The organism is Streptomyces sp. NPDC001858, assembly GCF_053594615.1.
In genome coordinates this window covers 34,999-50,787 of the sequence record NZ_JBSFEV010000052.1, presented here as the reverse complement: position 1 = coordinate 50,787, position 15,789 = coordinate 34,999, and the positions used below count along the sequence as shown (strand labels likewise).

Genomic DNA, 15,789 nt, shown 5'->3' with positions numbered 1-15,789 from the left:
GCGCTCCGCTGGAGGTGCCGCGATGTGCCGTCGTTCGGCTGCGGCGCCGTCGTGGCCGGTCGCGCAGTTCCCCGCGCCCCTTCAGGGCACCTCTGACGAGCACGGGGAGTGGGTATGCGTCGGTCGGCGTACCGTCGTAACTGTGGACGTCGCTGCGGACCGACTCGTGTCCTGTGCCACGCGTGAGGTCCGACTCCGCGCGGACCGGCTGATCGACGACGTGCAGCAGGCGCTGCGGCGCGAGGTGCCCGACATCTGGGACGACCCGGACATCGCCCGGCTGATGGCGGAGAGCGTCGCCGAGCACATCCTCGTCGCCCTGGCCGGCCTGGAGGACGGCGTCGAGCCGAGCCTGCTGTCGACCTCCGCCATCGACCTGGAACGCACCCGCCGGGTGGCCCGGCGCGGATCGCCGCTCAGCGTGATGCTGCGCTCGTTCCGGCTCGGGCAGGGCGTCGTCCTCGACCGGCTGCTGGCCGAGCTGCCCAAGCTCACGGACGACGTCGAGCTGCTCAGCACGGCGGCCCGCCAGCTGGTCGAGACGGCCACCGGGTACGTCGACCGGCTGTCGGAGCAAGGGGTGGCGACCTACCAGGAGGAGCGGGACCGGCGTCTGCGGTGGCGGCTGTCGGTGGTCAACGACGCCGGCCTGCGCATCGGCACCACCCTCGACATCGTCCGCACCACCGAGGAGCTGGCCGACCTCGCCACCGAGTACTTCGCCGACCTCGTCACCGTCGACCTGCTCGACTCCGCGCTGCGCGGACACGACACGCAGGCGCAGGGCCCACTGGTGCTGCGCCGCGTCGCCCAGCGGGCGGCCGAGGGCGTCCCGGAACCGGCGATCCGGCCGCAGCAGCTGCACACCTGGCCGGACGGCACACCGCCGGCGCGCGCCCTGCTCACCGGACGGCCGGTCCAGCACCGCTCCGGCCCGGCCGGCGCCGCCCACGCGACGCTGGCAGTGCCGCTGCGCGCCCGCGACTCCGCCCTGGGCATCGCCCAGTTCGTCCGCCACCGCAACGCCGGCGCCTTCGACGACGAGGACCTGCTCCTCGCCCAGGAGATCGCCGCGCGGGCGGCGGTGGCCGTCGACAACGCCCGCCGCTACACCCACGCCCGCAGCGCCGCCCTCACCCTCCAGCGCAGCCTGCTCCCGCGGCACACCGCGCGGCAGTCGGCCGTCGACATCGCCTGCCGGTATCTGCCCGCCGGCGGCCAGGCCGGCGTGGGCGGCGACTGGTACGACGTCATCCCGCTCTCCGGCGCCCGGGTCGCCCTGGTGGTGGGGGACGTCGTCGGCCACGGCATCCACGCCGCGGCCACCATGGGCCGGCTGCGGACCGCGGTGCGCACCCTGGCCGACATCGACCTGCCGCCGGACGAGCTCCTGACGCATCTGGACGATGTGGTCCTGCGGCTGTCGGCCGAGGCCTCCAGCGACCCGGAGCCGGGGACCGACACCGACGGGGACGCGGCGCAGGCGGGCGGGACGGTCGTGGCGCCGGGCGGGCAGGAGGGCGGCGAGGAGATCGGCGCGACCTGTCTGTACGCCGTCTACGACCCCGTCGCCGGCCGCTGCACGCTCGCGCGCGCCGGGCACGTGGTGCCCGTCGTGGTGGCCCTGGACGGCACCGCCGACCTCCTCGAACTCCCCGCCGGCCCCCCGCTGGGCCTCGGCGGCCTGCCGTTCGAGGCGGCGGAGATCGACCTGCCCGAGGGCAGCGTCCTCGCCCTCTACACCGACGGCCTGATCGAGGCCCGCGACCACGACGTCGAGACCGGCCTCGCCCTGCTCCGGGAGACCCTCGCCGCGCCGGCCCCCTCGCTGGAGGCCACCTGCGACGCCGTCCTCGACGCCCTGCTGCCGAGCCGCCCGGAGGACGACGTCGCCCTGCTCCTGGCCCGGACCCGCATCCTCGGCGGCGATCACGTCGTCAGCTGGGAGCTGGACGCCGATCCGGCCGCCGTCTCCCAGGCCCGCTCCGACGTCGCCCGGCAGCTCGGCGTCTGGGGGCTCGAAGAGCTCTCCTTCACCGCCGAACTGGTGGTCAGCGAACTGGTCACCAACGCCGTCCGCTACGGCCGGGCGCCCATCCTGCTGCGTCTGATCCACGACCGTTCCCTCCTGTGCGAGGTCTCCGACGCCAGCAGCACCACCCCGCATCTGCGCCGGGCCCGGGTGTTCGACGAGGGCGGCCGCGGCCTGCTGCTGGTCGCCCAGCTCGCCGAGCAGTGGGGAACGCGCCACTCCCGGGGCGGCAAGACGGTCTGGGCCGAACTGGGCGACTCCGCCGGCCTCCCGGCCTGGGAGGTCGGATGACCGACAGAACAGAGCGAGAGACAGAGCGAGAGACAGAAGGGACCGGACAGATGAGTGTGACCAGCGTGGACAAGGATTTCGAGCATCTGACCCTCACCCTGATCGCCGACTTCCCGGCCGCGACCGACCAGGTCTGGCAGCTGTGGGCGGATCCCCGTCGGCTGGAGCGCTGGTGGGGGCCGCCGACCTACCCGGCGACCGTCGAGAAGCACGATCTGACGCCGGGCGGCGAGGTCACCTACTTCATGACGGGCCCCGAGGGCGACGAGCACCACGGCTGGTGGCACGTCACCTCCGTCGCCGCGCCCTCGTCCCTGGAGTTCACCGACGGCTTCGCCGACGACCATGGAAACCCGAGCCCCGGTATGCCGACCACCACCATCCACACCGAGCTGACCCCGCACGGGGACGGCACCCGGATGGAGATCCGGTCCGCCTTCGGCGATCGGGACCAGATGCAGCAGCTGGTGACCATGGGCATGGAGGAGGGCCTCAAGGAGGCGGTCGGCCAGATGGACAAGCTCCTCGGCGAGTGACGACGAGCGACGTCGAGCGACAGCGCATGACGGCGCGTGACGGCGACTCTCAGGGAATCTCCTGCTCGGCCCAGATGATCTTTCCGTCGGCCGTGTACCGGGCTCCCCACCGATGGGCGAGCTGAGCCACCAGGAAGAGGCCGCGGCCCCCCTCGTCCATGATCCGGGCATGTCTCAGCCGCGGGGCCGTGCTGCTGGCGTCGGCGACCTCGCAGGTCAGGCGTGCGTCGTACAGCATGCGCAGCCGGATGGGCGGCGTGGCGTGGCGGACGGCGTTGGTGACCAGTTCGCTCACGATGAGCTCGGAGGTCATGGCCAGCTCCCCCAGTCCCCAGTCCGTCACCTGGCGGGTCGCCCGGGCGCGGACGTCGGCGACGGCGGCCGGGTCCGCGGGCACCTCCCAGGAGACGACGCGGTCGGCGTCCAGGGCGTGGGTGCGGGCCATGAGCAGGGCGATGTCGTCGGGCTGGGGCACCGGCACGAGCTGTCGCACGGCCGAGGTGCACAGCTCGGCCAGCTCGGCCGACGCGGTGTCGGACCGGGCCAGCAGCTCGCCGAGGCGGGACATGCCCCGCTCCAGGTCGCGGTCGGCGCCCTCGATGAGGCCGTCGGTGTAGAGGCCGATCAGGCTGTTCTCGGCGAGTTCGATCTCGGTGGCCTCGAACGCCATCCCGCCCAGCCCCAGCGGGGGCCCGGCCGGGGGCTCCGGGAACGACACCTGCCCGTCGGGGGCGACGACGACCGGCGGCGGGTGTCCGGCCCGGGCCATCGCACACCGGCGGGTGACCGGGTCGTAGACGACGTACAGACAGGTCGCCCCGATGAAGGCGGTCGTGCTCTGCCGGTCTGCCGGGTCCGTCGCGTCGTCGCTGCGCTCCACGCTCAGCCGGAGCACGAGGTCGTCGAGGTGGGCCAGCAGCTCGTCGGGCGGCATCTCCATGTCGGCGAGGGTCTGCACGGCGGTGCGCAGTCGGCCCATGGTCGCGGCGGCGGCGATGCCGTGCCCCACCACGTCGCCGACGACGAGACCCACCCGTGCCCCGGACAGCGGGATCACGTCGAACCAGTCGCCGCCGACGCCGTCCGTGGGGTCCGCCGGCAGATACGAGGAGGCCACCTCCAGCGCCGTGCCGCCCGCCAGGGCGTGCGGCAGCAGGCTGCGCTGCAGGGTGACCGCCGCCGTGTGCTCACGGGTGTACCGGCGGGCGTTGTCCACGCACAGCGCCGCCCGCGCCACCAACTCCCGGGCCAGCAGGACGTCGTCGGGCCGGAACGACACCGGATTGAGCGAGCGTACGAAGGTGGCGAGGCCGAGGGCGGTGTTGCGGGCCCGCATGGGCACGGAGATGAGGGAGTGCAGTCCGAAGGCGCGGATGCTCTCGGCCCGTTCGGGCTGTTCGGTGGCCCACAGCCGGTCGGACGGGTCGAGCACGGGGATGAGGATCGGCTCGCCGTGGAGGAGCAGGTTCGCGTCGTGCGGCGGCGGCAGGAAGTCCACCCGGTCGCCGACGCGGGCCACCGCCTCCGGACAGCCCTCCCGCACCGATCTCATCCCCGCGCGGCGCATCTCCGGCCGGGCGGGGGCCGGTCCGGCGTCGGTCAGCCAGGCGCCGTGCCCTTCGGTGCTGAGCACCGGCTCCAGGAGGTCGACGATGACGAAGTCGGCGAAGCGGGGGACGGCGAAGTCGGCGAGTTCCTGCGCCGTGCGCATCACGTCCAGGGTCGTGCCGACGCGGGTCCCGGCCTCGTTGACCAGCGCCAGCAGCTGTCGCGCGTTCCACCGCTCGGTGACGTCCTGGACCATGTAGCACACCCCGGTGACGGAGTCGTCGACGCCCGTCAGGGGGAAGAAGGACGTCGAGTAGGCATGCTGCCGGTGGGGATCGGCCCAGCTCCAGCCCAGGTACTCGTAGTCGGTGACCGGAGCGCCGGTCTCCAGGACCTTGCGCATCAGCCCCTCCAGGGTGACCGCCTGGAGCCCGGGGAGCAGTTCGCTGAGCCGTCGGCCCAGCCGCTGTTCGCGGGGGACGCCGCCGAAGCGTTCCAGCGTGTCGTTCAGCCAGACGTACCGCAGCCCCGGATCCATCACCGCCATCCCGACCGGGGCCCGGGTCAGGAACCCGTCGAGGACGGACCGGCCCGCCGCCCAGGGCCGGCTCTGCTCGCGTGCCGAGAGCAGAAAGCACTCCTCGTCGCCGATCCGGAAGGACGCGGAGACCCGCAGGTCGACCTCGACGGTACGGCCGTCGCGGTGCCGCAGGCCGATGACACCGCTCCACCCCATGCCCGCCCGGCACCGCGCGGCGACGGCGGCCACCCGGGCCGGGTCGCGGGCCATCGCCGTCAGGGCCGCCGCGGAGCGGCCGACCACCTCCGACGGCGGGCGGCCGAGCAGCGCCTGCGCGCCTCGCGTCCAGCCGACGACGACGCCGTCAGCGGAGAGGATCGCCGCCGCGTCGGTGGACGCGTCGAGGAGATCCGGTGCCCCCGCGGGCGCAGGGGCCTCGCCTTCGGCCGGGGCTTCGGCCGTGGCGGCGGCCTCGGCTCCGGCCTCGGGAGCTTCTCGCGCAGAATCCGCAGAATCCATGGGTGCCGTCCTCTACACGACCATGGTCCTGCTTGTCCGCCCGATGCGCACGGCGCCGCCGGACCGCCCTCCCGGGAGCACCCCGCTACCGGACCGGCCGGGCGAGGCGCAGCATGGAGGTGCTGGAGGAGGATCCGCGATGACAGCCGAACCCATCCGGTCCGAAGGCGACCCGTACCGTCCCGGGGCGCCCCCGCCCACCGGTCTGCTGGACATGCTGAGCGTGGCCGCCATGGTCGTCGACGCCGACGGACGCATCGTTTTCTGGACCCCGCAGGCGGAGGATCTGTTCGGGTACACCGCGCAGGAGGCCCTCGGGAAGTACGCGGCGCGGCTGTTCATCCACCCCGAGCATCTGAAGTCGGTGGTGCGGCTGTTCACGGAGGTGCTGGAGACGGGCCGGAGCTGGGCCGGCGCCTTCCCGATCCGGCACAAGGACGGCAGCAGCCGGCTGATGGAGTTCCGCAACATGCGGCTCCAGGACGACCTCGGGGGCGTCTACGCGCTGGGCATCGCCGCCGACCACGGCCTGCTCCAGCGCCTGGAGACGGATCTGGCCCTGTGCGAGCGGCTGATCAACCAGTCCCCGATCGGGCTGGCCCTGCTGGACCCCGAACTGCGCTACGTCCTGGTCAACCCGGCGCTGGAGCGCATCGACGGCATCCATGCCGAGGACCACGTCGGCCGTCTCCTCAGGGAGACCCTGCCGCTGCCCGACGTGGACACGATCGAGTCGGCGCTGCGCCAGGTGCTCACCACCGGCACTCCGCTGCTCGACCAGTACCACGTGGGCCGGCCGCAGACCGATCCCGAGCACGAGCACGCCTGGTCCCTGTCCTTCTACCGGCTGGAGGACCCCGGCGGGCGGATCCTGGGCGCGGCCGCCTCGGTCGTCGACGTCACCGAACGGCACCGCGCGGCCGCCGAGGCCGACCGGGCCCGGCGCCGACTCGCCCTCATCGCCGAGGCCTCCACCAAGGTCGGCACCACGCTGGAGGTGGAGCGGACCGCGCACGAGCTGGCCGAGATCGCCGTCCCCCAGCTCGCCGACGTGGTCGCCGTGGACGTCCTGGACTCCGCGCTGGCCTGCCGCCGCTCCCGTCGGCCGGACAACGGCCCGGAGCTGTTCCGCGCCCTCGCGCTCAAGGCGAGCCACCCCACGGTGGCGCTGCGCGCCGCCGACCCTCCCGGCGACCTCGCCGCCTACGACGGCGACCGGCTGGTCACCCTGTGCGTGCACACCGGGCGGCCGGTCCTGGTGCGGCATGTCGGCGACCGGGATCTGCGCCGCATCGCCCGGGACGCGGAGGCGGGCTCGCTGCTGGCCCGGGCCGGGGTGCACTCGTATCTCGCCGTGCCGTTGATCGCGCACGGCGAGGTGCTCGGCGCCTTCGACCTCAAGCGCACCCGCAACCCGCTGCCGTTCGACGAGGACGACGTCATCCTCGCCAGTGAGCTGGCCGGGCGGGCGGCCGTGGCCATCGACAACGCGCGCTGGTTCCAGAGCGTGCGCAACACCGCGCTCACCCTGCAGCGCAGTCTGCTGCCCGACCACCCGCCCTGTCAGACCGGTCTGGAGCTCGCCTCCCGCTACCAGCCCGCCCAGGCCACCAGCGAGGTGGGCGGCGACTGGTACGACGTCATCCCGCTGACCGACGACAAGACCGCGCTGGTCGTCGGGGACGTCATGGGCAACGGCATCGACGCCGCCGCCACCATGGGCCGGCTGCGCACCGCCACCTGTGCCTACGCGGACCTCGACCTCGACCCGGGCGCCGTGCTCCAGCACCTGGACAAGATCACCTGCGATCTGGAGCACTACATCGTCACGTGTCTGTACGCCGTGTACGACCCGCACACCGGGCAGTGCCGCATCGCCAACGCCGGGCACATGCCGCCCGCGCTGGCCCGCCCGGGCCGGGCCCCGAGCCTGCTCGAACTCCCCCCGGGGGCTCCGCTGGGCGTCGGCGGCGTCGCCTTCGAGACCACGACGACCGAGTTCGCCCCCGGCGATCTGCTCGTCCTCTACACGGACGGCCTGGTCGAGACGCGACACCATCCCATCGACGACCGGCTGGCGGTCCTCCTCAACTTCCTGGACGAACCCGACCGTCCCCTGGAGGAGATCTGCGACCTCCTGCTGTACGGCCTGCGCCACCCGGAAGACCACGACGACGTCGCCCTGCTGGTCGCCCGGGCGGTGGCGACCGACGCCCCGTGACCGGGGCACGACCCGCGGGTCGGGACCTCCCCGCGCGGATCAGACGGCCTGGTCGCGGGTCGTCACCAGTCCGGCGATATGCGCGGTGACCGTGTCGAGAATGCCGGTCCAGGCCTCCGCGTCGCCGAGCACCAGATAGTTGAGGGTCAGGCCGTCGGTCATGGCGGCCAGGTAGCGGGCGAGGACCTGGACGGGGACGCCGAGCCGGAGGTCCATGCTCGCGCACAGCGTCTCGATGAGTTCGGCGTACGCCTCCTCGTAGAGCTCGTACTGGCGGCGGGCCAGGTGCTCGAACCCGGGCTCGCGCAGGGCGTACTGGGTGAGCTCGTAGGTCAGCATGTGCGCGTCGGGGTGGGCCCGGACGTGGTCCCAGTACGCCCCGAAACCGGCCCGGACCGTCTCCTCCAGGGTGGCCCTGGGCCGTAGCGCCTCCTTCACGACGCTCACCGAGTGGCCGGTGAGCGTCGTGATGACGGACTCGACGAGGGCCTGCTTGGAGTCGAAGCAGTAGTGGAAGACGCTCAGGGACACGCCGGCCTCGGCGGCGATGGACCGGGTGGTCGTCTTGGGGACGCCGTCCCGGGCCATCGCCCTGATCGCCGCTTCCGTCAGCTGTCTGCGCCGCTCGGCCGACGGCATGCGTGCCATGCGTGTCCCCCGCTCTCGTGCCTCAGGCGCTGTGGACGCCCACTTCGTACAGCGAGTATCCCCAGTCCGTGCCCCGGTCGAGGCCGTGCACCCGGACGTAGCGGGCCGGGGCGCCGGTGAACTTCGCCGTGTCCAGGCCGCCGTCGCCCGCGGTGGTGGACCAGGCGGTCGTCCAGGTCGTGCCGTCGGTGGAGAGTTCGACGCGGTAGGACTTGCCGTACGCGCGCTCCCAGTCGAGGGTGACGCGGGAGACCCGGTGGGTGGCGCCCAGGTCGACCTGCCAGTACTGGTCGTCGCTCCAGTCGCTGGCCCAGCGGGTGGCGTCGTCGCCGTCGACGGCCCGGCCGGGCTGGTAGCTGGTGAAGGGGTTCGACTCGGACGAACTGGCCGTGGCCGCCTTGCTCTTGGCGAGGTCGACCGACGCCTGGTGCTGTTCGGTCGAGCCCCAGGTGCCGAGGTAGGACTCGGCGCCCTTGAAGAGGTCGTCCACCACCTCCTGGCCGCCGACGAGCCGGATGTCCTCGATCCAGTCGGGGATCTGGCCGACGTTCGCGGCGCCGTCCGTGTTGAAGTCGAAGGTGCGCTGCCCCACGGTCTGCCGGTCGATCACCGAGCCGCCGTCGACGCTGGTGAAGGGGTAGGTCACCTTGTTCGCGGCGTCGGCTCCGCGCGGGGCGGGGTGGTCGCCGATGCCGTTGAAGTCGGTTCCGTAGCCGTAGCCGACGCCGTACTCGTCGCGCAGCGCCTCGGTGCGCTCCGCCTCGCTGACGAAGTCCTCGGAGCCGTGCATGTACTGGGCGACGAAACCACCGAGGGAGTAGACCCGCTCGGTCCAGTCCAGGTCCATCCAGCTGTGGGAGGAGAGCACGCCGGGGTAGTTCGCGGCCTCGAAAAGGTCGAGGGCCTGGCCCGTGGCCTTGACGCTCATGTGGTCGATCTCGAGCATCATCTTGCGCTGCATCATGCCGCGTACGGCGTACTCGCCGAGGTCGGTGAGACCGCGGGTGTTGCACTGCGCGTCCTCGTCGTAGGCCGGGACCTCGGTGCCCGCCGGCAGATCCGCCTCCGCCTCGGAGGCGGCGGTCCCGATCGGGTTGTCGTGCATCGCGGTGGTGCACTTCTCGGTCTGCCAGAAGGTGCCGGTCGACAGGAACTGCCCGACGTTGATGGCCGTTCCGAGACCGCCCTCGTCGAAGCGGACGCCGCACAGCGCGTTGTCGAACTTGTGGCACAGGAACATGCTGCGCACGCCCAGCGCGTACAGCTCGTCCAGGCCCTTGTCGATGTCCGCCTTGCTGCACTGCGCGATGTCGAAGATCTGCTTGCAGCCGAACGGCTCGGAGGTCTCCACGCCGAGAATGACCGCGAGCTTGCCCTGCTCGATCACCTCACGCGCCTGGGCGCTGTCGAGGACGATCCGGAACCAGCCCTTGCCGGCGCCGCCGTACTGCTTGTCGATGTAGGCCTGGAGGTCGTAGGTCAGCTTCGCCTGGAGCCGGATCGACGTCATCTCGTCGCAACTGCGGTCCTTGAACGGGTAGATCGAGCAGATCATGCCGTTGGTGACGAGGTCGTTGACGAGCACCCGCTGCCCGCCGCGCCAGGCCCGCTCCACCCAGGCGTAGTAGTTGGCCTGGTGGGTCATCGAGTCGTAGGCCGGCCAGTCGGTGAAGGTGGGCCAGCCGACGGGGTCGTGCCGCCCGTCGCCGCCGTGGGTGATGTAGTCGAAGAGCGCGAGGGTGCCGTCGGGGTAGTGCTCGGGGCAGTCCTTGAGCGCGTCGGCGACGCCGGCCTCGGAGAAGACCTTGCCGCAGATCAGCCGTCCGCCGAACGCCTCGTTGGAGAACAAATGGTTGTGCGCGTCGACGAAGCCGCGCACGTCCCCGGCGGAGTCGGTGCCGGTGAACGGCTCGCCGGTGACGTTGATCTGGGAGTCGGGGGCCGGCCGGGCCGTCGGCGTCCACCAGTCGGTACCGGCGGCCGAACTCTGGGCCGGCCCCAGGATCGTGGCCAGGACGAGCAGGAGCAGCGAGACGACGGTGACAGGGCGTCTGCGGTACGGGCGTCGGGTCATGGTCACAGCCCACTCCCTCGGTCGACGGGAAGGCGCGGTCGACGAGGGCGTGCTGACTGCCCATGAGATTGTCATGACCGACGCAAGATAGTGCGACGAGAATGCGGACTGCCGCCGTTCCGAGTCAATAGTCCGGGACGCTTGACCTGATAGACCGACCGGCAAATGGGGGGTGGGAGAAGGAGCGGGGCTGGGTGCGTGCAGCCGCAAGGCGGAGGAGGGAGGCAACGCGGAGCGTTGGTGACTGACGACAACGCCGCAGATGCGCGTGCCCAGCCCCGCGACGCCGCCCCCCATTTGCCGGTCGGTCTAAAGTGCCTCGGCCCGCGCAAACCTCGTCGTGGGAGCACGCCCGCGACAATGCGCTTACACGTTCAGGTGATGATCCGCGCGACCCCGCCGAAGGCCCCCCATGCGCCCCCTATCCAGGGCACATGGACATCTACCGCACTTCCGCAGACCCGGGGCGGCTCTCCCGTCGCCGGTTCACGGCCACCGCCGGCGCCGGAGCCGCCGCCGCGCTGGCGGCCTCCGCCGCCCCGGCCGGGGCCGCTCTCCCCCGACAGGCCGACTGTCCGCCCGAGTCCACCGCGGACTGGGCGACCTGCCTGGCCGTGGCCCGCGCGCTGCTCGTGGTCGACGAGGACGACCGGCCGCTCGTGCCGGGGTACGCGAAGATCCTCGACCAGGGTCTGCCCCGGGCGAAGACGGGCGCCGCGAAGAAGGTGCTCGTGATCGGCGCCGGGCCCGCCGGACTGGTGGCCGCCTGGCTGCTCAAGCGGGCCGGGCACCGCGTCACGCTCGTGGAGGCCAACGGCAACCGGGTCGGCGGCCGGATCAAGACCTTCCGCACCGGCGGGCACGAGCACGCGCCGCAGGCCTTCGCCGACGCCCGCCTGTACGCGGAGGCGGGCGCGATGCGGATCCCCGGCAGCCACCCGCTGGTGATGGGCCTGATCGCCCGGCTGGGCGTCGAGAAGCGCCGGTTCCACCTCGTGGACGTCGACGCGGACGGCAAACCGGTCAACAACGCCTGGCTGCACGTCAACGGCGTCCGGATGCGCCGCTCCGCGTACGCGGCCTCGCCGCGCCGGGTCAACCGCTCCTTCGGGGTGCCCCGCAAGTACTGGGACACCCCGTCCTCGACGATCCTGCGCGAGGCCCTGGACCCGGTGCGCGACGAGTTCAGCACCCGGGGCGCCGACGGCAAGCGGGTCGACAAGCCGCTGCCGGAGCGGGTGCTGGGGTGGGCGCGGGTCGTGCAGCGGTTCGGGGACTGGTCCATGTACCGGTTCCTGACCGAGGAGGCGCGCCTGGACGAACGCACCGTCGATCTCCTCGGCACCCTGGAGAACCTCACCTCCCGGCTGCCGCTGTCGTTCATCCACAGTTTCATCAGCGCCTCGCTGATCAGCCCGGACACCGAGTTCTGGGAGCTGGTCGGCGGCACGGCCATGCTCCCGGACGCGCTGCTGAAGGAGGTCTCGGACGTGCTGCGGCTCGACCGGCGCGCGACGCGCATCGAGTACTGGGCGCCGGACCGGCAGGGCGCGGACGACACCTCGCAGGTGCGCGCCGAGGGGCCGCACGTATGGATCGACACCGTCTCCGAGGGGCGCGGCGGCGAGATCGTGCGCGAGGAGTTCACCGCGGATCTGGCGATCGTCACGGTGCCGTTCTCGGGGCTGCGGCAGGTGCAGGTCAGCCCGCTGATGTCGTACAAGAAGCGACGGGCCGTCGCGGAGCTGCACTACGACAGCGCGACCAAGGTGCTGCTGGAGTTCGGCCGCCGCTGGTGGGAGTTCACCGAGGCGGAGTGGAAGCGCGAACTGGACGCCGTGCGGCCGAGGTTGTACGAGGAGTACCAGGCGGGGAAGGCGCCGGCCGACGGGAGTCTGCTCGGCGCGCATCCGTCCGTGCCGCCGGGCCACATCTCAGCGGGGCAGCGGGTGCACTACGCGGCCAACCGGTGGGCCGCCCGCGATCAGCCGGAGGCGGCGCACATCGTGGGCGGGGGCTCGGTCTCCGACAACTCCAACCGGTTCATGATCAACCCCTCGCACCCGATCGACGGCAGCGAGGGCGGTGTCGTCCTCGCCTCCTACAGCTGGGCCGACGACGCCTCCCGCTGGGACTCGCTCGACGACGACGCCCGCTACGCGCACGCCCTGCGCGGGCTCCAGCAGGTCTACGGGCAGCGCGTCGAGGTCTTCTGCACGGGCGTGGGCCGCACCCAGAGCTGGCTGCGCGACCCGTACGCCTACGGGGAGGCGTCCGTCCTGCTCCCGGGGCAGCACACGGAGCTGCTCGGCGCCATCCGCGCCCCCGAGGGCCCGCTGCACTTCGCGGGCGACCACACCTCGGTCAAGCCGTCGTGGATCGAGGGCGCGCTGGAGTCGGGGGTGCGGGCGGCACTGGAGGCGCATCGGGCGTAAGACCCCGAAGCATGTTTTGAACACGTTCAAATAGGGGGTAGGGTCGTCTCCACGCAGGCTTTCGAGGTCGTACGAGGAGGGGACGCCGCCCATGAAGATCGTGCTGCCCGGCGGGACCGGACAGGTGGGGACCGTCCTGCGTCGCGCGCTGACCGCGGCCGGACACGAGGTCGTGGTGCTCAGCCGGCGGCCGGCCGGCCGGGGCGAGGCGCGGTGGGACGGCCGCACGCTCGGCCCCTGGGCGAAGGCGATCGACGGCAGCGACGTCGTGGTCAATCTGGCCGGCCGCAGCGTCAGCTGCCGCTACACCCCCGATAACCTGCGGGACATGATGGAGTCCCGGGTGGACTCCGCCCGGGTCGTGGGCGAGGCGATCGCCGCCGCGGCGCGGCCGCCCCGGGTCTGGCTCCAGATGAGCACGGCGACCGTCTACGCCCACCGGTTCGACGCCCCCAACGACGAGGCCACCGGCAGAATCGGCGGCGCCGAACCCGGCGTCCCGGGCTACTGGGCCTACAGCGTCGACATCGCCACCGCCTGGGAGCGGGAACAGGAGAAGGCCGACACGCCCCGCACCCGCAAGGTGGCGCTGCGGTCCGCGATGGTGATGAGCCCCGACCGGGGCGGGGTGTTCGACGTGCTGCTGCGGCTGGTCCGGCTCGGGCTCGGCGGCCCGGTCGCGGGCGGCGCGCAGTACGTGTCGTGGATCCACGACGAGGACTTCGTCCGCGCGGTCGAGTTCCTCGTCGCACGGGACGACCTCGCCGGACCGGTGAACCTGGCCGCCCCCGCCCCACTGCCGCAGCGCGTGTTCATGCGCGCCCTGCGCCAGGCGTGGGGCGTCCCGGTGGGCCTGCCCGCGACGAAGTGGATGGCCGAGCTCGGCGCCTTCGCGCTGCGCTCGGACACCGAACTGCTGCTCAAGAGCCGGCGCGTCGTCCCGGGGCGGCTGCTCGACGCGGGATTCGCCTTCGACCGGCCCGAGTGGCCGGCGGCCGCCGCCGACCTCGCACGACGGGTGCGGGGTCGCTGACGGCGGCCGGACGTGACTCGGGCAGCGCCGCCGTGCGGCCGTGGGCGAAGGGCCCTCGTCCGCACGGCGGTCAGCCGGGGTGCGTGATCAGCTGGTCGCGCGCACCGCTTCGCGGATCAGGTCCGCGACCGCCTTCGGCTGGGACACCATCACGGCGTGCGAGGCGCTCTCCAGCTCGACGACGGTCGCCCCGGCCCGCTCCGCGCCGAAGCGCTCCACCTCGGGGTTGATCGCGTCGTCCGCGCCGGCGATCAACGCCCAGGACGGCTTGGTCCGCCAGCCGGCCGCGCCCGCGGGCTCCCCGAACACGGCGGCTGCCAGCGGGCGTTGGGCCGCGGCGAGGACCCTGGTGACATCGGCGGGCACGTCGGCGGCGAACACCGACGGGAACGCGTCCTGGGCGATGGTGACCTCGACGGCCGGGTCGCCGCCCGGCACCGGGTACGTCCACTCCTTGAGGTTGGCGCCCAGCGACGACAGCGGGAAGCGGCTCTGCAGCTCGCCGAGATTCTCGCCCTTCTCCGGGACGAACGCGGCGACGTAGACGAGGCCGACGACGTTCTCCGCGGCCCCGGCGACGGTGATGACGGCGCCGCCGTAGGAGTGGCCGACGAGGACGACGGGGCCGTCGATCTGCGCGGCGACCGAGGCGATGTAGGCGGCGTCGGAGGCGAGGCCGCGCAGGGGGTTGGGCGGGGCGATCACGGGGATGCCCTGGCCCTGGAGCTCGGCGATGACGCCGGACCAACTGGCCGCGTCGGCGAACGCGCCGTGGACCAGGACGACGGTGGGGGTGGTGGTCATGGTGCCGCTCTCTCCTGAGAGGTCAGACGTGCAGGGCGTCGCGCAGGGTGCCGACGGCCAGGGTGATCGCGGCCTCGGCGGCGTGCGTCCGGCGCAGCGCGTTCAGCATCACGAAGTCGTGGATGATGCCCTGGAAGCGCACCGCGGTGACCGGGACGCCGGCCTCGCGCAGCTTGTTGGCGTAGGCCTCGCCCTCGTCTCGCAGGACGTCGGCCTCGCCCGTGATGACCAGCGCCGGCGGCAGGCCGGTGAGCTGCTCGGTGGTGGCGCGCAGCGGGGACGCGGTGATCTGGGCGCGCTCGGCCTCGTCGGTCGTGTACTGGTCCCAGAACCACTGCATGCCGTCGCGGCGCAGGAAGTAGCCGGTGGCGAACTGGCGGTAGGAGCCGGTGTCGAAGCTCGCGTCGGTGACCGGGTAGAACAGCACCTGCTGCACCAGCGGGACGCCGCCGCGCTCCTTGGCCATCAGGGTCAGGGCGGCGGTCATGTTGCCGCCGACCGAGTCACCGGCGACGGCGATCCGGGCGGCGTCCAGCCCCTTCGTCGCGCCTTCCTGGACGATCCACCGGGCGACCGCGAAGTTCTGCTCGATGGCGACCGGGTAGCGGGCCTCGGGCGAGAGGTCGTACTCGGGGAAGACGACCGCGGCCTCGGCGCCGACGGCGAGTTCGCGCACCAGCCGGTCATGGGTGTGGGCGTTGCCGAACACCCAGCCCGCGCCGTGGATGTAGAGGATCACCGGCAGGGTGCCCACGGCGCCGGCCGGCTTGACGATCCGGGCGCGGACGCTGCCCGTCGGCCCGCCCTCGACGGTGATCCACTCCTCGTCGACCGCGGGCTTGTCGATCTCGCCCGACTGCACCTCGTCCACGGCCTTGCGCCCCTCCGCCGGAGCGAGGTCGAAGAGGTACGGCGGGTTGGCGGTCGCCTCGGCGAACGCGGCGGCCTCGGGCTCGAGCACCGGCGTGACCGGCTCGACGACGTCGGACATGGAATCTCCTGCGGTTTCTCGATGTGCGCTGTCTTGCCCCCTCACCGTAAATCTGCCACGTACGACCATCTTGTCCACCCGCGCACCGCCGCTGTTCTCCAAGCGCACTGGACGAACCAAAACCTGGTTGCCCTAGC

At 72.6% G+C, this 15,789-nt stretch carries 10 protein-coding genes; 5 read left to right on the top strand and 5 right to left on the bottom strand.

The annotated features are described in order from the left end of the window. Window positions 1–142 precede the first annotated feature (142 nt). Both ACWCPF_RS41005 and ACWCPF_RS41000 read left to right on the top strand, forming a co-directional pair. The gene (locus ACWCPF_RS41005; protein WP_451050233.1) at window positions 143–2,323 is read left to right on the top strand and encodes an ATP-binding SpoIIE family protein phosphatase; all 2,181 of its coding nucleotides are present in this window, start codon (window positions 143–145) and stop codon (window positions 2,321–2,323) included. A 50-nt stretch (window positions 2,324–2,373) separates the two neighbouring features. After that, complete coding sequence (locus ACWCPF_RS41000; RefSeq protein ID WP_451050232.1) at window positions 2,374–2,859, top strand: SRPBCC family protein; 486 nt, start codon at window positions 2,374–2,376, stop codon at window positions 2,857–2,859. 49 nt (window positions 2,860–2,908) lie between these two features. On the opposite strand, the gene ACWCPF_RS40995 is transcribed toward ACWCPF_RS41000, so the two are convergent. Next, the gene (locus tag ACWCPF_RS40995; RefSeq protein ID WP_451050231.1) at window positions 2,909–5,446 is read right to left on the bottom strand and encodes a SpoIIE family protein phosphatase; all 2,538 of its coding nucleotides are present in this window, start codon (window positions 5,444–5,446) and stop codon (window positions 2,909–2,911) included. Window positions 5,447–5,585: 139 nt separating this feature from the next. Between ACWCPF_RS40995 and ACWCPF_RS40990 the strand changes: the two genes are divergently transcribed. Next, window positions 5,586–7,667 (top strand): SpoIIE family protein phosphatase, encoded by a 2,082-nt coding sequence (locus tag ACWCPF_RS40990; RefSeq protein ID WP_451050230.1) that lies wholly within the window; start codon window positions 5,586–5,588, stop codon window positions 7,665–7,667. 39 nt (window positions 7,668–7,706) lie between these two features. Here the strand turns inward: ACWCPF_RS40990 and ACWCPF_RS40985 are convergent, their stop codons facing one another. Continuing rightward, complete coding sequence (locus tag ACWCPF_RS40985) at window positions 7,707–8,315, bottom strand: TetR/AcrR family transcriptional regulator (protein ID WP_451050229.1); 609 nt, start codon at window positions 8,313–8,315, stop codon at window positions 7,707–7,709. Window positions 8,316–8,337: 22 nt separating this feature from the next. Next, on the bottom strand, window positions 8,338–10,389 hold the full coding sequence (locus tag ACWCPF_RS40980) for a discoidin domain-containing protein (protein WP_451050236.1): 2,052 nt from the start codon (window positions 10,387–10,389) through the stop codon (window positions 8,338–8,340). Window positions 10,390–10,823: 434 nt separating this feature from the next. On the opposite strand from ACWCPF_RS40980, the gene ACWCPF_RS40975 reads away from it, so the two are divergent. Continuing rightward, window positions 10,824–12,824: a flavin monoamine oxidase family protein gene (locus ACWCPF_RS40975; RefSeq protein WP_451050228.1), complete on the top strand. Its 2,001-nt coding sequence runs from the start codon at window positions 10,824–10,826 to the stop codon at window positions 12,822–12,824. A gap of 91 nt (window positions 12,825–12,915) precedes the next feature. After that, entirely contained in the window at window positions 12,916–13,857 is a 942-nt protein-coding gene (locus tag ACWCPF_RS40970) for a TIGR01777 family oxidoreductase (protein WP_451050227.1), read from the top strand. Between the two features lie 87 nt (window positions 13,858–13,944). Here ACWCPF_RS40970 and ACWCPF_RS40965 read toward each other — a convergent pair whose 3' ends face one another. Then, window positions 13,945–14,661 (bottom strand): alpha/beta fold hydrolase, encoded by a 717-nt coding sequence (locus tag ACWCPF_RS40965; RefSeq protein ID WP_451050226.1) that lies wholly within the window; start codon window positions 14,659–14,661, stop codon window positions 13,945–13,947. Window positions 14,662–14,683: 22 nt separating this feature from the next. Next, on the bottom strand, window positions 14,684–15,652 hold the full coding sequence (locus ACWCPF_RS40960) for an alpha/beta hydrolase (RefSeq protein ID WP_451050225.1): 969 nt from the start codon (window positions 15,650–15,652) through the stop codon (window positions 14,684–14,686). Window positions 15,653–15,789 lie beyond the last annotated feature (137 nt).